This is a genomic window from Shewanella sp. NKUCC01_JLK (genome assembly GCF_019345615.1).
In the GTDB taxonomy this organism is placed as follows: domain Bacteria; phylum Pseudomonadota; class Gammaproteobacteria; order Enterobacterales; family Shewanellaceae; genus Shewanella; species Shewanella oncorhynchi.
In genome coordinates, this window is sequence record NZ_JAHKRD010000010.1 from 62937 (window position 1) to 89242 (window position 26306).

Consider the following 26306-nt stretch of genomic DNA (forward strand, 5'->3'; position numbering starts at 1 on the left):
AATTGAGCTCCAATGCACCTAATTACAAAGAGGTGTTTCTGCTGCACTGCAACGCAACTGATTTACATACTGAATAAGCTCACCATTTTCTGCTGTCAGCGACAAACATGCCTAACCCCTTCTTTCTAACACGACTATTTTGCTATCACCCAGAGCTTCCAATCTCAGCTTATTTGTCCATTTTTCATAGGCCTCAGCTTGATCATCTAACCAATCATGTTTGTTGTACACCGCCATCACCCCGCCTAATAGATAGCCTAACATCTTCTCTGTCACCTGGGGCAACACCCCAGCTTCTAACATTCTGGTCGATAATGTGCGTCTAAAATCCTGAATACGTCAGTCAGGGATTTCTAGTCTTAGTTTGATCTCGCGGATCAGCTTATTTTCTGAAGCGATGTTGCCTGGGCGCTTAAGATCGTTTGCTGCGGGAAAACTCCATAGTGAGTTATAGAGGTTCCACTGTTCTTGCAATATGTTCGAGTAAGGCGGGACTGATTGGCCTTCGGATTGGCAAATTAGTTTTGCTATTATTTATCGGGAAGGTCCAGACCATCGACTCAAGATCAAAATCAGCCCGTTTGGATTTTAATATTTCTGATATCCGCGCCCCTGTTAGTAAACATGCCTTGATGGCATTGGTTACGGCTTTGGTCGCGCGGCATTTATCAAGCTCACGGATGATTTTGCCACACTCTAGAATGGTGAGTACTCGCGAACCGACTTCGGGCGCAGAACCCACATCACTGACTCGTAATTGAAGGACATCAACAAGCGATATCATTTGCCGGCGAACGGACCAGCTAAGTACCGTCTTTAACTGTTTGAGTATCGCGCCTGCGGTGACTCGACTATGAATTGCCTTTTTATCGAAAAAATCTATCCACTCGCCGAGTGTGATACTTTCGACTTTACGATCAGCAAAGGCATCATAGAGATGTGCTCTAAAGCAGGATTGGTACGTAGCAACAGTGCCCGGCTTAAGTGCTGCACTTCGCGCCGATAAAAACTGTTCACAGCAATCCCTCAGTGTTGTCTGGCCCACAAATGTGTTGCACTGTTTCCAAAACACACGTGGATCTATATTATTTGCCACTGAGTTCCGTAACTCAGAGATCAGTTTCCTTGCGTCAGCTAGTTTCAAATCAGGATAACGACCAAGGGTTAAGCGTCCATGTTGATTATCAATCCTAAATCGATACTGCCATGTTATAGTCCCTGCAGGGGTAATACGAACGCTTAAGCCGTCGCGGTCTGCAAGCTCTGGTTTCTCTAAATATGGATTGCCGTTTATTGCACGTAACCAATTGTCAGATAAAGACATTTTAATTACCCTGTGTACATGTGATTTTAGCTAATCTGACGCAGAACCCAATATATACAGATTATGTACTCACATCGAAGAGCTGCATACTAAATTGATGTGAATGACAACGAATCCAATTAAAGCAATTTAACTACTGATAACATGAAGTTACATGCTTTAGAGAACGAAAATAAATGAAGATGAAAGACGATAAAGCAGGGTCGATTTTTTGGCACGACTACGAAACATTTGGAGCGAACCCAGCGAAAGACAGACCCTCGCAATTTGCAGGCATTCGCACGGATTTAGATCTCAATATCATCGGCGAGCCTGAGACATTCTATTGTAAGCAAGCCACTGATTATTTGCCGTCTCCGGAAGCAATACTAATCACAGGGATCACTCCACAGTTAGCTAATTTAAAAGGCATCCCTGAAACTGAGTTTATGGGACGAATTCAAGCGCTATTTAGCCAACCAAACACTTGTGTTGCAGGTTATAACTCACTGCGTTTTGACGATGAAGTGACCCGTTATGGCTTTTATCGGAACTTTATCGATCCCTATGCCCGTGAATGGCAAAATGGCAACTCTCGTTGGGATATCATTGATTTAGTGCGCGCTTGTTATGCATTTAGGCCCGAAGGTATTAACTGGCCGACAAAGGAAGATGGCTCTCCGAGTTTTAAGCTAGAACATCTGACCCAAGCGAATGGTTTAAGCCATGAGAAAGCCCATGATGCTATGTCTGATGTGTATGCGACCATCGCTATGGCAAAACTCATTCGCGAGAAACAGCCTAAGTTATATCAGTACTATTTTGACCTGCGCCGTAAGCAAGCGGTTAGCGATCAAATCGATGTGCTCAATATGCAGCCTTTGGTTCACGTGAGCTCTAAAATTAGTGCGCGCAATGGTTGTGCAACGTTGATCTCACCCGTAGCGCACCATCCTACTAACAAAAATGCCGTTATTTGCGTTAATTTAGCCATGGATTTAACGCCGCTATTCGAGCTAGATGTCGAGCAAATTAAAACGCGCATGTATACGTCAAGGGCTGATCTTGCCGAAGATGAATTACCTATCGCAGTAAAACAAATTCATCTTAATAAGTGCCCTTTTATCACCTCGGCAAAAATCCTCAGTGATGAGCATGCCACTCGTTTAGGCATAGATAAAGAATTTGCCAGAGAGCAGTATAAACGCCTAAAACGTCACCCAGAATTACGCGAAAAACTGGCGCTATTATTTGAGCATGATGACAGCAGAGTAACCACAGATCCCGATTTGATGCTGTATTCTGGTGGGTTCTTTAGCCAAGCTGATAAAGCAAAAATGGAAATCATCCGTCATACCCTACCGCAAAATCTAGCGGCGTTAGATTTGCAGTTTGACGATCCACGTATTCCTGAAATGCTGTTTCGTTACCGCGCCCGTAATTACCCTGAACTACTCGATGATGCAGAGTCGCAGCGCTGGCGTGAATTCTGTCAAAGTCGCTTAGCCGATCAAGACTACGTACTTAAATTAGAAAATTTGCTACAAGAAACACAAGCGGATGAGACTAAGCAAAAGCTACTTGCTGCCCTTTGTCATTATTTGCGTGAACTTTAAATTGTGTAAATTCAAGCTTAAGTCTTTTTTTTATAGTCTTAAGCTTATTTGTGTGCACCAATAGACTCACTCTATACGTGAGTAACATAAGTTTATCACTCTCGATAGCACTGACATTGACAGCGTATAAACGCGAGCTAACTCGCATTTATGCTGTAACAAAATTACTAGAATGTTCTTCCATGAACTTAACAAATAAGGAATAGGGAAATGCAAGATAGATTCATTCGTAGCATAACCCAACTGCCAACGCCGTTAGCCGATGCACTTATCCCAATGTTGCACCAGAATTTTGCTGGACACATTGATGCGCAGCAACTTGCTACGCTAACAAGTGCAAGCAAAATGACCGAAGCAGAAGTGTTATTAGCATTACTGCCGATAGCAGCAGCATTGGCCAAACCGCCTATCAGTGAGTTTTATGTCGGCGCGATAGCCAAAGGTAAAAGTGGCGATATCTACATGGGGGCCAACTTAGAATTACCCGGTGAAGCGTTATTTCATTCTGTCCATGCAGAACAAAGCACTATCAGCCACGCATGGCTCAGTGGTGAAAGCCAAATTGTTGATATCATAGTTAATGCCAGTCCTTGCGGTCATTGTCGTCAGTTTATGAATGAACTGGTTGAAGGGAGCAAGATCTGCATTCATCTACCCGCACAGGAAAGCCATCCTCTGGCCTATTATTTACCCTATGCTTTTGGGCCAAAAGACTTAAATGTCACTTCGCCCTTAATGGCCAAGCAACAAACTGAATTTGCACTAGACAGTGCCGATCCTATGATCATAGAAGGCTTAGATCATGCAGGTTTAAGCTATGCACCTTACACCCAAAGTTTTGCCGCTGTGGTATTAGAAACCCATGATGGCGCAACCTATTGTGGTCGCTACGCAGAAAATGCGGCATTCAATCCTTCTATGCTGCCTATGCAGATGGCCTTATCAAATCTGGCGCGCCACAATCGTGAATTTAGCGATATCAGCCGTGCGGTTTTAATTGAGTCATCTCAAGGAAAAATCAGCTTAGTTGGCGCGACTATGGATGCGCTCCATACCGTTGCCGCCATCGAACTTGAGCACATAGTGGTAGATCCAGTGTAACGTCTGCTTCAAGATGCCAAGGTGCTTCAAAATGCCAACGGCGAAATACGTTAATGCGTATTTCGCCGTTCGATTATCCACTTAAAGCTTAAAAATCAATTATCGTAAGCAATTCTGACGGCTAATCATACTCCATCCGGTCTTCTACTAACCGCGTCATTGAACTTAGCCAGATACTCCCCCTTACGCTCCTCCATCCTGATAAAACAAGCTTGCCGCTCCACTTCCGACATAACGCGCCACGCTAAAATTTCATCAAGATGCCTGAAACAACCTAAACAAATATCTTGCTGATCTAAACAACAATTTCGAATACAAGGAGTGACATTAGGATCATTCTGACCAGACGGCATATTCATTGCCACAAGGTTCAACAAAATGGAATCGACGGCCTCCCGGAAAACTAAAGATGTCAGCTGTGATAATGCCACCAGCTGTTACGACAGCCGTCAGAGTCAATTCTAAGTTCTGGCTGTAGATCACAATCAGCGGGCAACCTTTTGCGAGGGTGAAATTCACATCGGCTTGATAGAATCCCCCAGTAATGCCGACATCCATAAAGCAACTGTATTCAGGGCCATAATCGACATAGGTCCATCCAAAAACTTGGCTAAAAAAAGCCTTAGAACTCGCAATGTCGCGACTTGGGATTTCCAAATAATTGATACTGTGGTGACGGTTCATAGACTTCCTTGCTATTTAATCAGGACACAAAATGATGGACATAAAATGCGTCATTAAAAATGGGAGCCAAAGCTCCCATTCTATTCGCGGCTTTAACTCAGGTTAACCTTGGATTAAGGCTGCGGCAAGTCCAATCAGACCGCCAAACACGCCGCCCCAAATCACTAACCAACCTAAGTGCGTTTGGATCATGTCCTGAACGATTTGTTTCACCATTTGCGGTGTTAACTCGTTTAATCTTTGCTCCACTATGTTAGCAATTTTAGTTTGCAGATCGGCCATCACATTTGGCTGTTCAATTTCTTGTTTCAGCAACTCGTGAAATGCATCGCTTTGTGCCATTTCAACTAAAGAAGCTTTCATCTTCACAATAAACGGCTCTTTTAACGGCAATAAGGCATCTGTGCCACCAAACATAGACAACATGCCGCCAAAGGAAGATTGGGCGACTGTGCTAATTAACGCATCAAAAGAAGGCGCTAAATCAACCTTTTCAATCACTGGCGCCAAGTCTATTTTACTCAGCCCTTCTTTTTCAGATAGGAATCGGTCGATATTTTCAGTGGTAAAAAACTGTTTCATCATCAAATGAGCAATACCCGCCTTAAACTCTTCAAAACGAGAAGGCACAACTCCCGAACCATAGAGTCCGGGGACTTTCTCAAACAACATATAAACTGCAACCCAGTTGGTAATTGCACCCGATAAAGCAAATAATCCGACATTCAGGACAATTGCCGAATTCATCAGGTAACCCACAACGACCAAAGCAGCCGCCAATAAATTCGTCACTAAACTCTTATTCAATCTCATATCCCCTAAGGTGGCATCGATAAGATGCAAAACTCGCCTATATTAACAAGTTAACGGGAGTCAGGTCTAACACTCAAACCACAGTAAACAAACCCGTTTTAAAATCTGTTTTCAGTGCTAAGTCTTGGCGCGAGGGGCAAGATGAAGCCCATCAACTAAGCCGCAGCGCCACTGAGCCACAAGAAGCTGATTAGCCAGCACCAAATAAAGTGAATCTCCTTGTAGAACATTAAGTTAATTTAATGTTTGCCGACCTAAAAAACGCAAAAATTTTAATTTACCGTCTGTGAATTATCAACTTGCCTCAACTACACTCAATCAAGATAACGTACAAAAAATATGGCTCAAAATACAGACGGTACTGAACACTGACAGTTAACCTCGGCTCAATACACAAAATTTACCCAAAATAGAATAAAGGATGCGCTTATGGAATCGGCTTTTAACACTGCAGGGGCGTTAAGTTGGCATGAATTGACAACCAATAATACCGAAGAAGCTATGCACTTCTATGCTGAGATTTTTGGCTGGCACTTTAAAACCGTCAAAATGCCCCACGGCAATTATCATATTATTGAAAATCAGGGCGTCAGCATTGGGGGGATCACCGATAGTTTGCTCCCAATGCTTCCCTCACATTGGACTGGCTACATTACCGTTAACGATGTCGATCAAGTCGCTATCAGCGCAAAAAAACTTGGCGGGGATATTCTGTTTGGTCCTGAAGATATACCCGAAGTAGGCCGTTTTTGTTGGATAAAAGATCCACAAGGCGCCATTATTGCAGCGATTAGTTATTTAAATCGCTGATCAAAAATAGCTTCCAACATGGTGAGTATTGACGACTCAAATCATTAGCCATAGGCTGAAACACATGTAGTTATCAATGTAGATGATAGGTTACCACTCAGGAACGTCTTAGATCAGAAGACGTTATTGTCTGTGTAATACCAAGATTTCATTGGTAAAAATATAAATAATTTCTGGAAACATTAGCATTATTCGCTAGAATGTCCGTACTTATGGAAGTTTTTCCCTGTCTTATGCATTGGAGCCTTGATATTAATGCTGACCCAGTTATCGCAATTCAGACACTCTTTTTTTGCCCTCCCAAGATACCTGCGAGTGATTATTTACCTCACCGCAGTCTACCTTAGCTATGTCTGCACATTAGGTTTAATCCTCCCCTATGCGATAACCACGCTGGCACCAGAAAAACTCTCAACTCTGCTCGGTCGTCCCGTCACCCTCGGTGATATACGCATTAACCCCTTTAATTTCAGAGTCGAAATCGACCAACTGGCCATTAAAGAAAAAGACGACAAACCTTTTGCTGGTATTGCACAAGTCCAATTCGAAATACACTTTTGGCGATCTGTTTTTAATCGCGCCGCCGTTATCGAAAACATACACATACAAGCGCCCTACGCACATATCATTCGCGTGGAGAAAAAAGGGAAAGCTGGATTCAACTTCGACGATATTCTGCAGACCCTGAACGGGCATTCATCCACGAGCACAGAAACAGCCCCCACAGAAGCCAGCTCACCCATTCGTGTCCTGCTCAGCCAATTTGTGTTGGATGCGGGACAATTTAACTTCGATGACAAAATTACCCATGCTCAAGTGAACTACCCCAATATCAATCTAAAACTCAGTTCCCTTGATACTGAATATTTGATGGCGGCATCATCGGCATCGATAACACCAGCCATAAAAGTAAACAAAGTTGATAATACGACACCAAACGCCCAATCAACGTCTGACTCACCCATTGTGCCTATCAAGCACAATCACTATGCGATACAACTCAGTGATGATCATGCTGGTGAAATCAGTTTGCAGGGGCAATTCCAATTGTTCCCGCTAAAAGTTGCGGGTGACATCCAAGTCGCCAAACTGAAACTGACACCACTATGGCGATTTATCGACGATCAATTTAATCCCGTCCTCACGGATGGCGAGCTCAGTATTAAAACTCAGTATCAAGTGGATCTTGCCGAGAATGGCGAGTTACAAGTCATCAGCAACAATGGCCAGTTTATTGTTGAAAAACTTAACGTTAACGACAAAGATCGCTCAGTGGTCAAGCTCCCCATGTTTGCCCTCGACGGCATTTCAGCCAACTTGAAGCAGCAGAAAGTGCATATCAACAAACTCCACAGCGATGGCCTAACAATGAGTGCCATTTTGAACCAAGACGGGCTCGATCTTGTTGGCTTATTCATGCCTAAATCGTTAAGCGCCTCCACAACGACTACGCAGCCGGTTGCTAAACCAACCGATGCTAAATCGCTAGAACGCGTACAAGTTGCGCAAGTGGAAGAAAAACGTCAAATAGCAGAGACTGCCAATGATGCAAGCGATAGCGCAAACAAAGCAACAGAAAGCGAATTAACCGCAACTAACGAGAGTGATAAAACAGAACAAAAGACAGAAGCGACTGCACATGTCACCACTAATGCCACTAAAGAAACCGCTGCAGACATCGCTTCAGAGGCAAATCCTCAACAGCCAGTCAAGCAAGCGCCTAAGACACCTTCAAAAGACACTTGGTTAGTGCAACTCGATGCGCTCAATATTGAAAACTATGACCTTAATCTATCGGAACAAAAGCTAACGGCCACACCGCAGCAATGGCGAGTGTATCCACTTAATTTTTCAACTAAGGTCATAACGAGTACCTTAACCGCTCCGATTGAATATGAGCTACAACTCAGCCTCAATGATCAAGGTACTTTGAGCTCTCAAGGCCAAGTCGATGTGACGGGCGAAACCATAGATGCCAATATCCAACTCGATAAGCTGGCATTAACCCAATTTCAGCCCTATTTAGCGCCCTACGTGAATATCCAGCTCAAGAGCGGTCTATTAAACTCAGCAGGCAAGCTGACCGCCGATGCTAAAGGCAAAGCCATTTACGGTGGCAGTGTTGAGCTCGATGATTTAGCTATTCATGACAAATTGCGTAATGCTCCACTGGTCAAATGGCAAAAGATGAATATCAATCAACTGGATTTTGACCAACAGAAAAATCAAATCAAAATTGATCACTTAGCCTTTAATCAACCCTACGCCAAAGTGGTGATAGCCAAAGATAGAACCACTAATATCAGCGATCTTATCGTTGAGGCTCCGGCTGCAAATAGCAAGACAACTAAAAACACAACCACAGCCAGTGCTAAGCAAACCGAGCTGCAAACGGCAAGCAAGACAACGCCTGAGTTAAGCCTCGATATTCAAAAAATTAGCTTTAGCCAAGGCTCAGCTTACTTTGCCGATAACTCACTGACACCAAACTTTGCCTCAGGGATTGAGTTACTTGAAGGTAATATCACTCACTTGTCGTCAACGCCAGGGACTAAGGCCTCGGTCGATATCAAAGGTAAGATAGACAAGTATGCGCCTGTAACTCTAAAAGGCGATATTAACCCTTTGCTAGATATGCCATATTTAGATCTCGACTTAGTCTTTAAGAGCGTTGAGTTAACCTCAGTCAATCCTTACTCAGGCACCTATGCGGGTTACTACATAGATAAAGGGCAGCTATCGTTATCGCTGAACTATCAACTCGATAAGAACAAGCTCAAGGGCAGTAACCATCTGGTCATAGACCAACTGAAACTTGGTAAACCCAGTGACAGTGACCTTGCCACTAGCTTACCCATCACGCTCGCGATTGCCCTGCTGCAGGACCGTAACGGCGTGATTGATTTAGGTATGGAGGTCTCAGGCGATTTAGACTCACCGAGCTTTAGTGTCGGCAGCATCATAATGACGGCGATTACCAATGTGATCACTAAAGCCGTCACTGCGCCCTTCACTTTCTTAGCTGGACTCATAGGTTCTGACGAAACCTTAGATAAGATAAGCTTTGCCGCAGGCAAATTCAGCCTAAGTGAAGATGAGCAAAAAAGTTTAGACAAACTCGCTAGCGCCTTACTCGACAGACCTATGCTCAAGCTTAGCGTTGAAGGGGAAGTCGATGCCATCAATGACAGCCAAGCCATTGCTGAGCGCATCATGAAGCGTAAATTGGCTAAATTAGCCAATATTGAATTTAGTGCGTTACCTGATGATTTAAGTCCGAGCCAATTCCCGACCCAAGGGCCGCTTGCCGATGCGCTAGTAAAGCTTTATGAACAAGAAGTTAAAGCCGATCCTGCCCAAATCAAAGACACTGTTATCGCAGAGGCCAAAGACGCGCAGCTTTCAGATGACGAAATCACCACCCGCTGGCATATCGCTTTATATAATCTGTCGGTAAAAGCGCAGAATGTTAACGATGGCATGTTGGGTAATTTGGCCCAAGAAAGAGCCAAAGCCGTTAAAGCTTACCTTGTGGACGTGAAAGAAATAGCCCCAGAGCGGATCTTCTTGCTCGAAAGCCGAGTGAGTTTAACCCAGAATGCAGCCCAAGTGAGCCTTACCATTGATGCTCAATAACTTAGCCAATTAACTGCTTTTTATATAAAACTAAGCCCGCTAACGTTCGACTTTAGCGGGCTTTTACCTTATGGCTAACCGTCATAACCAATCAAAAAACCATTCTTCTACAATCAAATCATCTATCTGTTAATTCACTCTAAAATGTTGGCCGTGCTTGATGCCATAGGTTACACTCTGCGACCTTTATACAACTGAGATCACAGTTTTTAAACGACTGGATCCCAGACTCGCCGCACACTTTCTGTGGCGCCATAACGCACAAATGTTCTTCCACAAAAATTATCATTAAGGTCAATAACATGTTTATCATTCGCTGGATTTTAGGCAGGATTATTCTGTTTTTAAATTTCGTATTTAGCCCTAAGAAGCGCCAACGTCCACTGGCTGAGCAACAAAAAATTGATGCTCAAACTCAAGCATTAGCCCTGTATCAATATCCTGCATGCCCATTTTGTGTAAAAGTCCGCCGTGCAATGCGTCGCCAAGGACTCAACATAGTGACCCACGACGCTAAAAAAGCACCGCATAAAGATGAACTCATCGCTCAAGGCGGCAAACAGCAAGTGCCTTGTCTGCGGATTGAAGAAAACGGTCAAGTACAGTGGTTATATGAATCAAAAGAAATCATTAACTACTTAGACCAACGCTTCGCCTAAATCACGGCGCAACGGTCAGCGCAAATATACAAATAAGTGCGTCCAATAACCTTTTCAATCGTCTGTTCAATGGGCTCCTTACAAAGGGCTTTACGTTGGAATGACGAGGTTTAGGGCGCAGTTCTTTTATTGCGTTGTTTTACCACATTCTTTTATCACATTTACTTACGCCACAAATATTCACGGTCAGAATAATCAAATAACCACTGGGGCTGATACACCACCAATAGCGTTACCGCCATGCCATTAAGCAATGCCTCTGGGAATGCCAGCAAAGGGATTAGCATCAGGTAGTCGTCTACTAACACATTCCAATCGTAATCCGCTGCAGACCACAACCACATAGCCCAACTCAATTGATGAAACACCGTTGAGAGGCCCGCATTGATAAAACCACCGACGAAGATGAATACAAAAATATGCTTAGGAAATAAATGGTAACTGCGACTGTATAGGATAAAACACAGAAACAGCGGCACGGCCATAGCGAACAAACTAAAAGCACCAAAATCAGCGGGCTGCTTTAATACAAAAAGGCTAAAAAAAGCACTCGGCAATAGCAACACTAAGGTCGCAAGACGCCAGCCGAACATCAGCATACAAGTGACAATTCCCAGAAAATGCAGATGTAACCCAGTTTGAATACTGGCATTTAACGACCACAGCGCATTGATCCCCACCAACGTCAGCAACAAACGTAATTGGAGATGTTTATCCCGCCGGAGCTGCACTAACTCTTCTTTTGGCCATATGGCGTAGATCCATAACGCCAAGAACATAAGGCATATACCTTGAGTCAGGCTCATATCCCATTCGATTTGCGCCCATTTATTCGACCAAAACGCCAACATTACTCGCCCATCCTTAATCCATTACACCTATCGGCGCGTACTCAGCCTATGAGAATGCCATAAATCCATGAACTTTAGGGCCATATTAAGGTATTCTTCTGTCAGTTAATAACTAAGAGTTAAATTTGATTATGCCGTTTCGATATCTCAGCCTTGCCATCTTAAGTTGTTTCTCGCTCATCGCCTGCAGCAGTGCGCCAATTGACCCGAGTGAACTCGCCGGAAAATTACGGGATAAGTTAACGACGGATATTAAAAGCGATGGCCTTAAACTCTTCAGCTACAAAGCGCGGCTGGTCGATGAAAAGTCGACAATGAATGATACAGAGCGCCCTTTTCCACACGAGGCACGCATACGTAATATGCAAGATCCCCGTGAGCAACGTCGCGCGATGCAAGATCTACAGGACTCATTAGAAATTTGGGGGAGACAGGTTGATTTGGGTTTAATCAAAACCCTTGAAATGACGGGTTATTGCCGCGAAGGTTATATTGAATTAAGCCGAATTATCGAGCCTGGTCGAGGAGAAATCCGCGGTGAGTGCCAAGAGGGTGCAACCAATGCTGATAAACAAAAATTTATGAGCTATTAACTAAACTCAAAGTAATGAAGAAACGTGCACAGTTACCAATACAAAAAACTTAAATCGGCTAAAAATAGCTAAAACGATAATAAGCAGAATAAAAAACAAGCATGCGCGTATGAGACAATACGCGCATTCACGTCACACTAAACTGATTCGGTCAGTGGCACAGCACGATTTTCCAATAACACAGGGATACCTTCAGTGATCGGATAAGCAAGTTTATCTGCCTTACAAATCAACTGCTGCGTCGTTTTATCGTACTCAAGTTTTCCCTTACACACAGGGCAAGCCACTATATCTAACAATTTTTTATCGAATGCCATGGAAGTTTCCTTATTTAGCTGCAGCCACTTCACGAAGACGTGCGAGCAGCTGTTCATCAAATTGTGGGGATAGCTTGGCATCGACCGCCAAATACCACCAGTTTTCTTGTGCAAAATCGCGACATTTAACCGCATCTTTTTCTGTCATCAACAGTGGCAAGCCTTGGGCTAAATCACCTAACTGGGTTTTATCGTAGGCCTGATGGTCATCAAAACCATGGCAGAAGGCCAGTTGATAGCCTTGTGCGCGCAACGATTCAAAGAAACGCGCTGGATTACCTATGCCCGCCATCGCAACGAGCGGCTGAGACTTATCGAAAGTATATTCACCAGACGTCGCATCACATTTAACAGGCTTCACTGCCGTAGGTGTCAGTTGCATTTCGAACTGCCCTTTTGCCGCTGGGCCGCCATTACTGACGATAAAATCCACGGTATCGAGACGCCACGCGCCTTCACGCAATGGACCTGCTGGCAATAGCAAGCCATTGCCTAAACCGCGCTGACCATCAATCACCACCAGCTCAATATCGCGTGCCAGAGCATAATGCTGTAGGCCATCGTCACAGATGATGACATCGACACCAAACTCAGCAATAAGCGCATTAGCCGCATCGACCCGTTTAGCGCCAACCACCATGGGCACTTGAGTACGCGCCACTATCATGGCAGGTTCATCACCCACCTCTGCCGCACTTGCACCTAAGCAAACCGATTTAACGCCTTGAATATCAACACCGTAACCACGACTGATCACACCGGGGTGAAATCCATGTTGGCGCAGTAATTCAATCAGATAAATCACAGTTGGCGTCTTACCGCTGCCACCGACGGTAATATTACCGACGACGATGATAGGTACAGGCATTGCAGTTTGTGATTTCATCCCGAGGTGAAACAAAGCGCGGCGCACATAAGTGATAACCGCGAATAAGCCCGATAAAGGTAACAAGAGCCATCGCAGTGGATGGCCCTGATACCAGATTTTATTCACTAAGGCCTGCATCTAACTACCAAATTGCATTTGGTATAATTTGGCGTACATGCCATCTAATTCCAATAGTGATTGGTGCGTCCCGCGCTCGACGATACGCCCCTGATCGACTACTAAAATCTGATCGGCACTCTCGATGGTCGACAACCTGTGGGCGATCACTACAGATGTGCGGTTTTGTCTGAGGTTATCTAACCCTTTTTGAATGGCTTTTTCTGACTCAGTATCCAGTGCTGAGGTCGCTTCATCGAGGATCAACACAGGCGCATCACGCAACATAGCGCGTGCAATCGCAATCCGCTGTCTTTGACCACCGGACAATAACACGCCATTCTCACCCACTTGGGTATCAAGGCCTTGGGGCAGCTGATCAATAAACTCCATCGCATAGGCCAAGGTCGCAGCTTCAATGATCTGCTCACGAGTCGCCTCACCGGGATAGGCGTAAGCGATGTTATTGGCTATCGTGTCATTGAACAAGGTCACCTGTTGCGATACCAGTGCCACTTGATTACGCAGCGATTTTAGCGAGTAATCGTAGATGCTGACGTCATCAAGCAGAATATCGCCGGATTCAAGGCCCGTATAAAAACGGGTCACTAAACTCGCAATAGTCGACTTACCTGAGCCAGAACGTCCAACTAAGGCTAAGGTTTGCCCGGGTTTGACTTCAAAATCGACATTCTCAAGTGCACGACGATCTTGGCTGTCATAGGTAAAACACACATTATCAAAACGTAGATGACCCTTAGCACGCTCGACAGTATAAGTTCCCGTATCGGACTCTGGCAGCGTATCCAGTAATTCAAACACTGTGGTACAAGCCGCAATACCCCGTTGAAATTCGGCATTCACTCGGGTTAAGTTTTTGATTGGCTGTAACATGGCCATCATAGCGCCAAGAATCGTCGCGAAGGTACCCGCGGTAAGATCGGCTTTCATGCTGTCTAAGCTTGCCGCATAAAGTACAAAGGCTAAGGCGAATGAACCAATAATCATGATCAGAGGCTGACTAATGGCTTGTGCCACAGCTAACTTCATATTTTGATGGCGGTTTTGATCGTTTACTTTAGCAAAACGGGTTGCTTCTGTTTCCTGTCCACCAAAGGCCAATACGTTTTTATGGCCTTTAATCATTTGCTCCGTAGTCGCACTCACCCCGCCCATGGCTGTTTGAATTTGCTTAGAGACCTTACGGAAACGACGACTAACCACCGCAATGACCATGCCCATGATAGGACCAATCACAAGAATACAGAGGGATAGCTTCCAAGAGTTATAGAACATCAGCACCAGCATACCAAACACAGTCACACTATCGCGGACGATTGAAATCAAAGCACTTCCCGATGCTCGAGCGATTTGCTCAGTATCAAAAGTCACTTTTGAGATCAAGTTACCGGTATTTTCCTTATCCATATAACTGACAGGCAGGCTCAGATAATGCTCAAACACTTGCTGACGCATGTCCATGATCAAACGCGCACTCATGTATGAAATGCCGTAGGTCGAGACAAAGTTGGCAAAACCGCGCAGGGAAAACATGACGATAACCACAAGCGGCGCCATCATTAGCACGTCGTTGTTCGCGTGGAAACCTTCACTGGTTGGCAATGCGATGCCGTTGGTCACCGCAGCAGGTGCGCCGCCGGAGAAACCCTTATCAATAAAGGGGCCGATGAAAGCGATAAAGGCGGCATCGACGAGACCATAAATAATTAATCCCGCAACTGAAAGCATAAACATGCCTTTCATCTGTTTTATATAGCCCAGTAATCGTTTGAAAACTGTCCACATTTCGTCTTTAGGAGATGTTGTCATTGATAACACTAAATTATGGCAAAGTAGGCATTCTACTCTGGATTAATCAAGTCACCAAATCTAAACAGAGAGTTGTACCAAAATGGCGCTAAATCACCACGATAGGTCTTAACCTCTCGCTCAGACTGCTGAAAAATCACACTAATCTGCCCTTCTATACCTGTAGTTAGGCCCATAATCTCCCGTTGCTGATACCGTTCAACCACTGTGGATTTTGGAAACCCCCAGCGATTAGCAAAACCAGCAGGAAACAAGACTAACTTGGGGGCCACAGCATCAATAAAGGCTTCAGTTGACGAGGTTTTACTGCCGTGGTGGGGCGCAACGAGCACTTCACTTTGTAACTCATACTCACCACTTAAGGCACGACTTAATAACGAAGTTTCGATTTGCTTTTCGATATCCCCCGTAAGCAGTAGACTCTGCCTGTCATCATCAATGCGTATAACACAGGAACCATTATTACCCACTAACGCTTGAGGCGGAGAAAGCAAATTCAAGCTCAGCCCTTGCCATTGAATCTGCCTTGGGCGGCAATCTTGGCCACTAAAGCCAGCCATGTCTGTGATCACTAAAGCCTTAGGGTAAGCCTTAATCAAAACAGGGGCACCACCTGCATGATCGTTATCGCTATGGCTGATAACAATATAATCAATATCTTGAATGCCTTTGGCTTTTAGGAAAGGTAATATCACCCGCTCCGCATAACTGAAGTCATCACCAAAGGCGGCACCTGTGTCGTAGACCAGCCCTCTACCATTCTTTTCAATAACCACAGCTAAACCTTGGCCCACATCCAGTAAATGCATAGCCCATCGATTATTTTGAACGGGTGACCACAGCGTAATACAGAAAAGCAAAGCGGGAATAAACAGTAAACTCAGCAGGCTTAACCAAGCAGTATAATTTTTATTTTTAGGCACATAGCGCCATAACACACCACCGATGAACGCAGATAACCCCAAGGCTAATATCGTATCTGAAAGCGCTAACCAATGGGCTGGCAATTGCTGGCTTATGTCTAGCAACTGTGCATAGGGTGATAAACTCCAATCACTTAGGCGAAGCAGTCCTAACCAAGAGAACCCAAACGCAGTACCAACCCACCAGCATATAAATCCCGCCATAGCTAATGGGATAACAACAAAACTAAACCATGGCACAGCTAGGATATTCATCCACAAGCTGTGTAAACTCACACCACCAAAGAGTGCTCCTTGCAGTAATCCAAGCCCAAGGCTCAAGCGCCACTGGATGGCCCAAAATTGTAAAAGCCCCGCGCCTACACGCGTCCTTCGAGTCGACACAGCCGTAAACTCTTTGGGCTGGATGACTAAGGTATATAAAATCACCCCTAAAGCACAAAACGACAGCCAAAATCCCGCACTTAAACAAGCAAGCGGGTCGAGTAACAATACGACAAACAATGCAAACAGCAAGCGCTCCCACGCAGTAGAAAATCGCTTTAATAAACTCAGTAGCATTAACAGTAAAATCATCACGAGTGCACGCTGAGTCGATACACCAAAACCTGCAAGATAGGCATAAAATGCTGCGCCTATACCTGCCGCGACTAACGCAAAAGTCATATTACGTCGACTCTGATGTGACACCAAACGACTCAATCCAAACAAAAGGCAAGCGTATACCCATGCCGCGACAACGGAGAGGTGCAAACCGGAAATCGCCACTAAATGGCCAGTGCCAGTCTGCCTTAGTGCTTGCCAACGAGCTTGTGAGATCAAATGCTTATCCCCCAAAAGCAAGGCGAGTAAAATGTCACCTTGAGGTAAAGAGGCTAATTCAGGTGTCAATGCGCTTATGAGGTCATTACGCAATGAAGGCGAAACCGCAAGTAACTGCGCCTCAATCACTCGCCCTTTACCGACCACATGTTGACTGATTAATTGTTTTTGTTCGTTGTAGCCGCCTTGATTTAGCACGCTAGCAATGCTCTTAGGTGTCAAGGTAAACAGCCAAACCTGACCCACATCGACTTCTGGCGGATCTTTCCACGTGAGTCGCAATTTTGCGTTTGGCCCTAAGATTAAATTTGGTTTAATGAGCGATATATCCAAACTTAGCCAGTCGCTGTTTCGACTAACTAGTGATATGATTTCGCCCCTTACCTGTATAGGTTGTTGTAACACTGGCAAATCCTGCCTAGATAATCCTAAGCAAAAACCAGTTAGCCATGCTACCGCAAAGAGCCCACCTGCACAGACAGGGATTTTTCGGTGTAAGATTAACGCCCCAACAACAAGGTAGGGTATGTAACTGACTGGCGGCAGCGAAGGCCATAACATCGCTGATAATAAGATGGCACTAAAGCCAAACATGAATCGATTCATAGTGAATTAAGTTAAGACAGCAATTTCAGCATATGCCAAAAAAATTAATTAAAAGATTTATGCCTAAGCCTGAAACCTTGCGTGAGCATAAACACTTACGCATGTTCGGACGCTTGTTACACAATCCCAATCTATGGGCACTTAATCGAAAATCCGCCCCAGGCGCATTTGCCGTAGGGTTATTTGTCGCTTGGATCCCAATGCCATTTCAGATGGTTGTTGCAGCGGCTTTTGCCATTCTATTTAACGTTAATATTCCTGTTTCAGTTGCATTAGTATGGATAACCAATCCCTTAACTATGCCAGTGATGTTTTATGGGGCGTATTTGCTCGGAGCTAAAATACTCGGCCATGCTCCGCAAGATTTTGCCTTCGAAGCAAGTTGGCAATGGATTGAAGCATCGCTTGCGACTATAGGTCCGGCATTCTTACTCGGGTGTCTCGTGCTAGGAGTGGTTTTTTCCGCTGTCGGTTATTTGCTGATTAATAATCTGTGGAAATATTCAATTATGTTTAAGTGGCAGAAACGCAAGAATAAATAATCTTTTATATTCAAACCGCTTATGTTGGTACAACGATTGAGTCAAGGTAACAGCATAAGCGGATTAACACATTCGCTCTCGCTTCCCTTTTGTTCATCATGTGAATCACCTTTTACAATACAACCACGTTAACTCCACTTTGCGCCGAATTTAAGATCGTACATATCTGTGAATTAAATCACACAGCGGCGCCTAGCTTTTCCCTAAAAACAGATTTTTGCTGTTACTATTTATAAAAACATCAAGTAGGGAATATCCATGCCTTTTTATCATCAATATGGTTCTAAAAGCCTTAAAGCCGTTGAACACTTAGTCCTATTTATTATTGCCATTGCCACCGTTGTCGCAATAGGCCAAGAAATTGTGCATATCATCTCTGTACGTATGGTCGCACTGGCCGATTTACTCTTGTTATTTATTTTCTTAGAAGTGTTAGCCATGGTGGCTAACTACTATGAATCCGGTAAGTTACCAGTACGTATGCCGCTTTATATTGCGATTGTCGCCTTGGCCCGTTACCTAATCTTAGATATGAAGAGCATGGAAGACTGGCGTATCGCAGCAATATCATTATCGACGCTAATTTTAGCGGCAACCGTGATTGTGATTCGTTGGGGCCAATTAAAAATGCCTTATCCAAAAAATCAAGAATACGACAATTAATCAAATACCTGAGTTGGTGCTATTGAAACCTAAATCAATGGCACCTGCTGTTCTCGTTTTAAAACTATTATCAAAGACCTAGCTTTCACATTGGTATTCTGCCAAAAAGCAATTATGCTAGTTTTACTGAGATCAATAATTTACGGGGCAATTGAGTTATGGGTGACCATACTACTGGTTTTGAAGAAAAACGCACATCACTGCGAGTCGATATGGAAGCAGAGCGCGTGGTCTTAAATTGGATCGACACTCAAGGCATGAAGCAAACAGATGAAGGTGTGTGTATCGACTTAGCAAGACGCGGCATTTTATTCGATTATAAAAATCCGTTTGCACTGGGCGAACTCATCGAAGTGACCTTTAATCCCAATTCATCCCAACAAAATACCGTTAAAGGACAAGTCTGCCGTTGCGCGAGATGCCATGACCAAAGCTACCATATTGCTATGCAACTGCTTTAATTTAACTTAAATTTCGCAGCTTTAATGGCTCTGTTCTACACTCAATGAATTGAACAATTCATTAAGGGGCGTCAGTATGATCTTGCTGGTAGGTGGTGAAAAAGGTGGTAGCGGAAAAAGTTGTCTCGCTCAAAATCTTGCCGTTTATATTAAGCAAAAATTTCAGGCAAACGTCCTCATGGTCGATTGTGATCCCCAACGCACGACTTCAGATTGGATCCAAGCAAGAAATAATGATCCAAGCCTCCCAAGTATTAATTGCATCCAACTTTACGGCAAGATTCGTAATGATTTACTCAGCCTCAATGAGCGTTTTGACTACGTAATTGTAGATTGTGGTGGTCAAGATAACTTAGCCATGCGCGCAGCTATGTCGGTAGCGACTTATGTTGTGATCCCCCTCAGACCCAAAAGACGCGATCTCAAAACATTACCCCACATGGAAGACATGCTAAGTACTTGTAAGATGGTGAATCCTAAAATGATCGCGACTATAGTGCTCACCCAATGTCCAGCGCTTCCCACACAGTTTAAACGCATTTTAGAAGCCAAAGATGTGGTGCAATCCTTTGGACTAAGGGTGCTAAATTCAGTTACATTTTGTCGAAATATTTATGATGACAGTGAAGAAAGAGGCTCTTCAGTCGTCGAAATAGAACCCGATGGGAAAGCAGCTGATGAGATCCGCGCCATAGCGGATGAGTTATTCGCAATGCCACCAGAAAATAGCTATGAGCTTAACTGATCTTAAACGTAAGAAACCTAAGCAAATCATCAAGCCGGTTTCTGTCGATGATTTCATTGAAGATGCCAATAACTACGCCTTAGGTAAGGCGAGTTTATTAGCTGCGCCCACCACACACACCATAGTTAAGGGCTTAGATAAAAAATCGACTAAGATTTATCGCCACGCGACCTTTACCCTCACTGAAAACAGTATTTCTCAGCTTGATGCCCTATCGAAATCCACCAATATTGCAAAATCTCGATTACTGCGTATTTTGATCAATGAATTTACCCAACTCACCCCCGCACAGCAGGAGCAAATTGCAAATAAGCGCCACGATGAAACCTGAGATTCAACAAAACGATTACACGTCTAAGCGGCTAAAAACCAATCAATAAAATACAACAAAATAAAATGAGTACGCTATGGCACTGTGTATTATACCAATAATATTAAATAGTTAGTCAGTTCAGAGCCTCACTGGCATCTCAATCCAAGGCGCATTGATGCAGAAATGGTCATTCCCTTTTAAGTCAATGCAACACCGGAGTGGGATGCCTGTGTGGCTCCCGAAGGCGGCTGATGTTAATGGCATCGCGCTTTATACTGCGTTTAAGGCTTTTGACAGAGCACCGCTATGCCTTCAAGCCTTCGCCTTGTCTAAAGCTAGTTAAATTCCCGCTGAATGAACAGATATTTAATACGATGGGTATTAATGCTCACACTTTCGCCCAGCTACAAGTTGAATACCTTGGGACGTTTCGTAAAACTTACCTTTACCTATGAGTAACTCAATTAATGCTTCGGCACTCAAATCAGTTGCACTACAAGTATGGTATCGAGCCGCCGAGCCAAACTTTTGCTCCATCATGGAAATTAATTCAGGCTTTATAATAGCGGCCCCTTGAGCTACCATCAGCGCCATAACATCATGACCGTGAACAGAATTGGACATATGTCCTCCTAAAGATGCAATATTATTGTTCTTTATATCCTAACGGTTAAATTCGAACCCTGATCTCGCGCACAAACTTTCAAATGGGGACGACTGCGCCGACATCTGTGACGATAATGTGAGCCATTATGTCTTTGATCCTATTACTGACCCAACAGATGTCGCTGTACTTAGTGATAGTTTACTTAGTCAGTAAAACACCGCTGTTTAAACTGTTTGCCGAAACGTCTCCTCGTCTGCCACATAAGATTTTTATGTATCTGATTTTTTCGAGTTTCTGCATCATGGCCACTTATTTTGGTGAGCAAACCTCGGGAGCGATTGCCAACACTCGTGCTATGGGCGCAGTTTTAGGCGGATTATTAGGAGGACCAGTTACTGGTTTTCTGGTGGGGCTGACTGGTGGGCTACACCGCTACAGTATGGGCGGTTTTACTGATATAGCCTGCGCCATCTCCACCACCTTAGAAGGCTTATCCGCTGGGATGATAAGCTTCTACTTAAGACGCGCAGATAAAAGTGAGCTCATCTACAATCCATTACTCGTTTGCCTAGTGACTTTTTATGCTGAAATGATGCAAATGAGCATCATACTTTTGGTTGCACGCCCCTTCGATGATGCATGGGAATTAGTACGTCAAATCGCGCCGCCCATGTTATTAGTCAATTCCGTGGGAGCGGCACTCTTTATGAGCATGATCCGTGACCAAAAAACCATGTTTGATAAACTCTCATCGAGCTTTTCGACTAAGGCATTAAAAATTGCCGAACGCAGTGTCGGATTACTATCCAAAGGATTTAACGAAGAAAGTAGTAGTCACGTCGCCCAAATCGTCATCGAAGAAACCAATGTGGGTGCAGTGGCCATCACGGACAGAGAAAAACTGTTAGCCTTTATTGGCATAGGCGCCGATCACCATCTCCCTGGTACACCGATTTCATCCAAAATCACCTTAGAAGCCATCAATCAAAATAAGGTCATGTTCGCCGATGGCGTTGAAACGCCCTATGCATGCTCTATTTCTTCTCATTGCCGTCTAGGGTCGAGTCTAGTGATCCCGCTGCGCAGTGATACCGAGGTCATTGGCACGATTAAACTCTATGAGCCTAAGAATAAACTTTTTTTGAATATCAACCGTACTTTAGGTGAAGGTATTGCCCGCCTGTTATCGAACCAAATTCTTTATGGGCGTTTTGAGCAACAGCAAAATCTGCTGACTCAAGCCGAACTTAAATTACTACAGGCTCAGGTCAATCCGCACTTTTTATTTAATGCACTGAATACCATTAGCGCGATTATCAAACGTGATCCTGATATGTCTAAGCAGCTACTGCAGCAGTTATCGCAATTTTTACGGATCAATTTAAAGCGAACGACAGGCTTAGTGACGCTTGGGGATGAGCTAGATCACATAGCGTCGTATCTCACCATTGAAAAAGCGCGTTTTATTGATAAATTACAAGTCAGTATCGCGATACCTGAATCACTCTACCACTGTAAAGTCCCCGCCTTTACCCTGCAGCCAATTATTGAGAATGCCGTAAAGCACGGCACTTCGCACATGATTGAACAAGGGCAGATTAAAGTGACTGGCAAGCTCGAAAATGATGTGTTGGAGCTAGAAGTCACAGACAATGCCGGGTTGTATCAGCCCATTGAGGGATCAGAAGGCCTAGGGATGAACTTAGTGCATAAGCGAATTCAAAATATTTTTGGCGAACAATACGGCGTGACAGTGGAGTGCGAGCCCGATCAATTGACTCGTGTCACCATAAGATTGCCCATAGAAAGCCCTGAAACATCAAATATGGATAACCGCACGTGATCACTTGTTTAATTGTCGATGATGAGCTGTTTGCTCGTGAAGAATTAGCTGACCTTTTGGGGCAAGAACACGACATCCAAATCGTCGGTCAATGCGCCAATGCTATTGAGGCATTACAGAGCATAACCAAAGAAAAACCTCAGTTAATCTTTCTTGATATCCAAATGCCACGCATTTCGGGCATGGAACTTATTGCAATGCTCGACCCCGATGACATGCCGAAAATCGTGTTTGTCACCGCCTACGACGAATTTGCCGTCAAAGCCTTCGACAATCATGCCTTCGATTATTTACTCAAACCCATAGATGCCGACAGACTCAGTAAAACCCTCACTCGTGTGCGTAAAAATCTAACGCCTCAGGCTATGGACTCCATTACCCCAAAGAGTCTTGAACATATTCCCTGCTACAGCGGCAATAAACTCAAAGTCATTGCAATCCAAGATGTGGAATATGTGTTCAGTGACTTAAGCGGCATCCATGTGGCCAGCACGAAAGGCAAAGTCCATACCCAGTTGACCTTGAAAGTGTTCGAAGAAAAAACCCCACTGGTGCGCTGCCATCGGCAGTATTTGATTTCACCTAAGGCGATTGCTGAAATTGAGCTGTTAGATACAGGGGCTGAAGTCACCACTCATTTAGGCGATAAAGTACCCGTATCACGCCGCTATCTTAAAAGCCTTAAACAGCTATTTGGCTTTCAATAAACACAATCCAAAAGTCATCTTAGCGACGTATTTTTAGCCATAAGATGGCCAACAACACTCACCGTTAACATAGAATGGTAACCACTTAAGCTCGCCTATTGCCGCTCACACTGCATTTTCGACCACTCATTGAGATTACAAAGTTTTATATCAACAACTTATTTACACTCGCCAGAACTCAAATGGGGAGATAACAAAAATGATGTGGTTCCTACTCTGTGTCGGTCTACTGATCGGCGGCTACTTTATCTACGGCGCCTTTGTCGAGAAAGTCTTCGGCATTAACGCTAATCGTCAAACACCCGCTTTCAGTCAAACTGATGGCGTCGACTTTGTGCCTATGTCTAAAGGCAAAGTCTATTTAATTCAATTATTAAACATTGCAGGTGTAGGCCCAATCTTTGGTCCTATCTTAGGTGCACTCTATGGTCCTGCAGCTATGTTGTGGATTGTGGTTGGCTGTATCTTTGCAGGTGCAGTGCATGACTACTTCTCCGGTATGTTGTCAGTGCGCAATGGCGGTCAATCCGTGCCAAACCTTGCGGGTAAGTATTTAGGTAAGACCGCCAAGCACTTCATGAACGTGTTTGCTATTGTGCTGTTACTGCTCGTCGGTGTGGTCTTTATCTCTGCGCCTGCAGGCTTACTTGGCAAGCTTATCGGTTGGGATGTCAGTATCTTCGTTGGTATAATCTTCGTCTATTATCTGATTGCAACTGTGGTACCTATCGATAAAATTATCGGTCGTTTGTACCCCTTCTTTGGCGCTTTATTGTTCTTCATGTCGTTTGGTTTAGCTTTCGCAATTATGCTATCAAGCGAGCACACCTTACTGCCTAACGTACAAGCGGGCGATTTCTTCCAAAACTTAAATCCGAACGACATGCCACTTTGGCCTGCCCTATTCATCACTATTGCCTGTGGCGCGGTATCGGGTTTCCATGCTACTCAATCACCGTTAATGGCCCGCTGCGTTGAAAACGAGACTAATGGTCGCTTCGTCTTCTTTGGCGCCATGATTGGCGAAGGCATTATCGCATTGCTTTGGTGTGCCATCGCGTTGTCTTACTTTGGCGGAGTTGAAGGGTTAAGTGCGGGCATGTCAGGTAACCCTGCCAACGTCGTCTATGAGGCCTCTACCGGTCTGTTAGGCGCTATTGGTGGCTTTATGGCTATCCTAGGAGTGATTATTCTACCGATTACCTCAGGCGATACGGCTTTTCGTTCTGCGCGTTTGATTCTGGCTGAATTTTTCAAGATGCCACAAATCTCACTACCAAAGCGCTTAGTGTTAGCTCTCCCACTGTTTGTTATCGGCGGCATATTGACCCAAGTGGACTTTGGTGTGATTTGGCGCTACTTCGGTGTAGCAAACCAAGCCACTGCAGTATTAATGCTGTGGACGGCTTCGGCTTACCTGCTACGACATAACAAACTACATTGGATTGCGACAATTCCAGCGATGTTTATGACCACTGTGGTTATCACCTTCCTACTGAACTCGTCAACCTTAGGCGCAGGTTTACCTATGACGGTATCAACCATAGCGGGCATAGTCACAACCTTAGTGATTACAGCACTCTTGATTGTGAAAACCAAAGGTAAAGGCGAAATTGATTTGCCGGTTGAAACTGAGCTTAAAGAGCCAGTCAAAGACTAGTCAAACAGTCCAAATGACCAACCTAAAACAGGCGCTTTATTGCGCCTGTTTTGATCATACTGCTCCACCAATAACAGCTATCACAGGTTTAAGCTAGCAAGGTATTCAAGCTTGACTCGATACCATTCCACACTGTATCAGGCATACAAAACTGCTATACTCCCGCCATAGCACACTGCAACATGCATAATATGAATCAATCGAATAACCCGCTCCACGGCATTAAACTGGAAACGATCATCACTTATTTAGTCGAGAAATACGGCTGGGAAGAATTAGGTGAAAGAATTAATATCCGCTGTTTTACCCACGATCCCAGCATCAAATCCAGTTTACGTTTTTTGAGAAAAACAGAGTGGGCGCGGGATAAAGTCGAATATCTTTATTTAAGAGCCAATAAATTACCCTTGCCGCCACCCAAAGCAGACTCTAGTCAAGCGGCTAAGAAGCCTGCGGCAAAAATTGCGACGAAGAAAACCAATCAAACTCCCCCTGACAAGTCTGTTAAAAGCGATAAACCTAGCACAGATGACAAAATAAATAGCCATATTTGGGGTAACAGTTAATCTTCGCCCTCTGCAGCCATAAAACGTGAACAGCCCTCACTTAAGGGCTGTATTGTCATCAGCAATATCGCGCTTTTTGCCAAATAAGCCAAAAATTAGCTTCAGTTTTTCAATTAATGGCCGATAGCGATTTGAGTATCAACACAGTTTGTATCTAATGGAGTATGGAATGAGCATTAATGGAATAAACAGTGCCACAATCGGCTCAGCTTTCACTCCGGTATCAGGCGCATATATCGCAGCAACTCCTGCCACAACAAAAACGGCGACTAATGAATCGACTGCAGATACGCAGGATACTCAAGACACAGTCTCCATTTCTTCAGCCGGCCGCGCCGCATTGTCCGCAGATGTAGGTGCCCCTTTAAGAGACAATGCTGCAGCCAAAAAAGATGGAATAGAAAATGATGCGTCAGAAGAGCCCATGACGTTAATCGACCAACAGATCCAGAAAATAAAAGAGCAGATCAAAGCACTACAAAAAATGCTGGCCAAACTTAAAGGAGATGACTCTGAGGTTGCGGAGCAACAACGTAAGTTAATCCAAGAACAGATAATGCAGCTAAGTAGTCAAATAGCAACCTTGACTGATAAGAAGATGCGCGACGCGCAAAAGTCAGCTTAGACAAGATAACTTACCAATAGTCTTT

General features: G+C 44.3%; 28 protein-coding genes. 17 read left to right on the forward strand and 11 right to left on the reverse strand.

From position 1 onward, the window contains the following. Nucleotides 1-111: 111 nt before the first annotated feature. The gene (locus tag KO537_RS23160) at nucleotides 112-264 is read right to left on the reverse strand and encodes a hypothetical protein (RefSeq protein ID WP_251071093.1); all 153 of its coding nucleotides are present in this window, start codon (nucleotides 262-264) and stop codon (nucleotides 112-114) included. A gap of 184 nt (nucleotides 265-448) precedes the next feature. Beyond that, nucleotides 449-1324, reverse strand: coding sequence for an integrase family protein (locus KO537_RS12110; RefSeq protein WP_251071094.1), 876 nt, complete (start codon nucleotides 1322-1324; stop codon nucleotides 449-451). A 176-nt stretch (nucleotides 1325-1500) separates the two neighbouring features. Here KO537_RS12110 and sbcB point away from each other — a divergent pair, with 176 nt between their 5' ends. Both sbcB and cdd read left to right on the forward strand, forming a co-directional pair. Further along, a complete protein-coding gene (gene sbcB, locus KO537_RS12115) occupies nucleotides 1501-2919 on the forward strand; it encodes an exodeoxyribonuclease I (RefSeq protein ID WP_173496525.1) in 1419 nt (472 codons plus the stop codon). Nucleotides 2920-3129: 210 nt separating this feature from the next. Next, nucleotides 3130-4020: a cytidine deaminase gene (gene cdd / locus KO537_RS12120; RefSeq protein ID WP_219234559.1), complete on the forward strand. Its 891-nt coding sequence runs from the start codon at nucleotides 3130-3132 to the stop codon at nucleotides 4018-4020. 125 nt (nucleotides 4021-4145) lie between these two features. Here cdd and KO537_RS12125 read toward each other — a convergent pair whose 3' ends face one another. From KO537_RS12125 to KO537_RS12135, 3 genes are all read right to left on the reverse strand, one after another. Further along, a complete protein-coding gene (locus tag KO537_RS12125) occupies nucleotides 4146-4379 on the reverse strand; it encodes a DUF1289 domain-containing protein (RefSeq protein WP_173497886.1) in 234 nt (77 codons plus the stop codon). Then, nucleotides 4354-4704, reverse strand: coding sequence for a VOC family protein (locus tag KO537_RS12130; protein ID WP_105252887.1), 351 nt, complete (start codon nucleotides 4702-4704; stop codon nucleotides 4354-4356). The genes KO537_RS12125 and KO537_RS12130 overlap by 26 nt, the downstream gene beginning before the upstream one ends. Nucleotides 4705-4806: 102 nt before the next feature. Beyond that, entirely contained in the window at nucleotides 4807-5511 is a 705-nt protein-coding gene (locus tag KO537_RS12135) for a DUF445 domain-containing protein (protein WP_105253144.1), read from the reverse strand. 435 nt (nucleotides 5512-5946) lie between these two features. Between KO537_RS12135 and KO537_RS12140 the strand changes: the two genes are divergently transcribed. From KO537_RS12140 to KO537_RS12150, 3 genes are all read left to right on the forward strand, one after another. Further along, nucleotides 5947-6327, forward strand: coding sequence for a VOC family protein (locus KO537_RS12140; RefSeq protein WP_028760394.1), 381 nt, complete (start codon nucleotides 5947-5949; stop codon nucleotides 6325-6327). A gap of 255 nt (nucleotides 6328-6582) precedes the next feature. Beyond that, a complete protein-coding gene (locus tag KO537_RS12145) occupies nucleotides 6583-9963 on the forward strand; it encodes a DUF748 domain-containing protein (protein WP_219234560.1) in 3381 nt (1126 codons plus the stop codon). Between the two features lie 302 nt (nucleotides 9964-10265). Next, entirely contained in the window at nucleotides 10266-10622 is a 357-nt protein-coding gene (locus KO537_RS12150; protein WP_028760396.1) for a glutathione S-transferase N-terminal domain-containing protein, read from the forward strand. Between the two features lie 161 nt (nucleotides 10623-10783). On the opposite strand, the gene KO537_RS12155 is transcribed toward KO537_RS12150, so the two are convergent. Continuing rightward, nucleotides 10784-11473, reverse strand: a complete 690-nt coding sequence (locus KO537_RS12155; protein ID WP_219234561.1) for an energy-coupling factor ABC transporter permease — start codon at nucleotides 11471-11473, stop codon at nucleotides 10784-10786. Nucleotides 11474-11604: 131 nt separating this feature from the next. Between KO537_RS12155 and KO537_RS12160 the strand changes: the two genes are divergently transcribed. Continuing rightward, nucleotides 11605-12066, forward strand: a complete 462-nt coding sequence (locus tag KO537_RS12160) for a hypothetical protein (RefSeq protein WP_028760398.1) — start codon at nucleotides 11605-11607, stop codon at nucleotides 12064-12066. Nucleotides 12067-12203: 137 nt separating this feature from the next. On the opposite strand, the gene KO537_RS12165 is transcribed toward KO537_RS12160, so the two are convergent. From KO537_RS12165 to KO537_RS12180, 4 genes are read right to left on the reverse strand one after another with little or no spacing between them, the layout of a single operon-like run. Continuing rightward, a complete protein-coding gene (locus tag KO537_RS12165; protein ID WP_006081200.1) occupies nucleotides 12204-12383 on the reverse strand; it encodes a Trm112 family protein in 180 nt (59 codons plus the stop codon). Between the two features lie 10 nt (nucleotides 12384-12393). After that, nucleotides 12394-13389, reverse strand: coding sequence for a tetraacyldisaccharide 4'-kinase (lpxK, locus tag KO537_RS12170; protein ID WP_173245532.1), 996 nt, complete (start codon nucleotides 13387-13389; stop codon nucleotides 12394-12396). Next, on the reverse strand, nucleotides 13390-15198 hold the full coding sequence (gene msbA / locus KO537_RS12175) for a lipid A export permease/ATP-binding protein MsbA (protein WP_105252892.1): 1809 nt from the start codon (nucleotides 15196-15198) through the stop codon (nucleotides 13390-13392). 32 nt (nucleotides 15199-15230) lie between these two features. After that, complete coding sequence (locus KO537_RS12180; RefSeq protein ID WP_219234562.1) at nucleotides 15231-17549, reverse strand: DNA internalization-related competence protein ComEC/Rec2; 2319 nt, start codon at nucleotides 17547-17549, stop codon at nucleotides 15231-15233. Nucleotides 17550-17581: 32 nt separating this feature from the next. Between KO537_RS12180 and KO537_RS12185 the strand changes: the two genes are divergently transcribed. The 6 genes from KO537_RS12185 (at nucleotide 17582) to KO537_RS23165 (ending at nucleotide 20728) form a co-directional block, all read left to right on the forward strand. Next, entirely contained in the window at nucleotides 17582-18091 is a 510-nt protein-coding gene (locus KO537_RS12185) for a DUF2062 domain-containing protein (protein ID WP_028760402.1), read from the forward strand. A 258-nt stretch (nucleotides 18092-18349) separates the two neighbouring features. Beyond that, on the forward strand, nucleotides 18350-18754 hold the full coding sequence (locus tag KO537_RS12190) for a phosphate-starvation-inducible PsiE family protein (RefSeq protein WP_028760403.1): 405 nt from the start codon (nucleotides 18350-18352) through the stop codon (nucleotides 18752-18754). A 158-nt stretch (nucleotides 18755-18912) separates the two neighbouring features. Continuing rightward, nucleotides 18913-19215, forward strand: coding sequence for a PilZ domain-containing protein (locus KO537_RS12195; protein WP_028760404.1), 303 nt, complete (start codon nucleotides 18913-18915; stop codon nucleotides 19213-19215). A 76-nt stretch (nucleotides 19216-19291) separates the two neighbouring features. Next, entirely contained in the window at nucleotides 19292-19960 is a 669-nt protein-coding gene (locus KO537_RS12200; RefSeq protein ID WP_028760405.1) for an AAA family ATPase, read from the forward strand. After that, nucleotides 19947-20291, forward strand: coding sequence for a replication protein RepA (locus KO537_RS12205; RefSeq protein ID WP_105252895.1), 345 nt, complete (start codon nucleotides 19947-19949; stop codon nucleotides 20289-20291). Before KO537_RS12200 ends, KO537_RS12205 begins: the two co-directional genes overlap by 14 nt. A gap of 239 nt (nucleotides 20292-20530) precedes the next feature. Continuing rightward, entirely contained in the window at nucleotides 20531-20728 is a 198-nt protein-coding gene (locus tag KO537_RS23165) for a hypothetical protein (RefSeq protein WP_113938982.1), read from the forward strand. On the opposite strand, the gene KO537_RS12210 is transcribed toward KO537_RS23165, so the two are convergent. After that, nucleotides 20655-20897 carry a YecH family metal-binding protein gene (locus KO537_RS12210; protein WP_028760407.1) on the reverse strand — a complete coding sequence of 81 codons (243 nt, stop codon included), beginning with the start codon at nucleotides 20895-20897 and terminating at the stop codon, nucleotides 20655-20657. The genes KO537_RS23165 and KO537_RS12210 overlap by 74 nt on opposite strands. A gap of 128 nt (nucleotides 20898-21025) precedes the next feature. Between KO537_RS12210 and KO537_RS12215 the strand changes: the two genes are divergently transcribed. From KO537_RS12215 to KO537_RS12235, 5 genes are all read left to right on the forward strand, one after another. Next, nucleotides 21026-22723 carry a sensor histidine kinase gene (locus KO537_RS12215; protein ID WP_028760408.1) on the forward strand — a complete coding sequence of 566 codons (1698 nt, stop codon included), beginning with the start codon at nucleotides 21026-21028 and terminating at the stop codon, nucleotides 22721-22723. Continuing rightward, nucleotides 22720-23430 (forward strand): two-component system response regulator BtsR, encoded by a 711-nt coding sequence (gene btsR / locus KO537_RS12220; RefSeq protein ID WP_028760409.1) that lies wholly within the window; start codon nucleotides 22720-22722, stop codon nucleotides 23428-23430. Before KO537_RS12215 ends, btsR begins: the two co-directional genes overlap by 4 nt. Nucleotides 23431-23629: 199 nt before the next feature. After that, nucleotides 23630-25090 (forward strand): carbon starvation protein A, encoded by a 1461-nt coding sequence (locus tag KO537_RS12225; RefSeq protein ID WP_219234563.1) that lies wholly within the window; start codon nucleotides 23630-23632, stop codon nucleotides 25088-25090. 182 nt (nucleotides 25091-25272) lie between these two features. After that, on the forward strand, nucleotides 25273-25656 hold the full coding sequence (locus KO537_RS12230) for a VF530 family protein (protein ID WP_219234564.1): 384 nt from the start codon (nucleotides 25273-25275) through the stop codon (nucleotides 25654-25656). Between the two features lie 169 nt (nucleotides 25657-25825). After that, entirely contained in the window at nucleotides 25826-26281 is a 456-nt protein-coding gene (locus KO537_RS12235) for a FlxA-like family protein (protein WP_219234565.1), read from the forward strand. Nucleotides 26282-26306 lie beyond the last annotated feature (25 nt).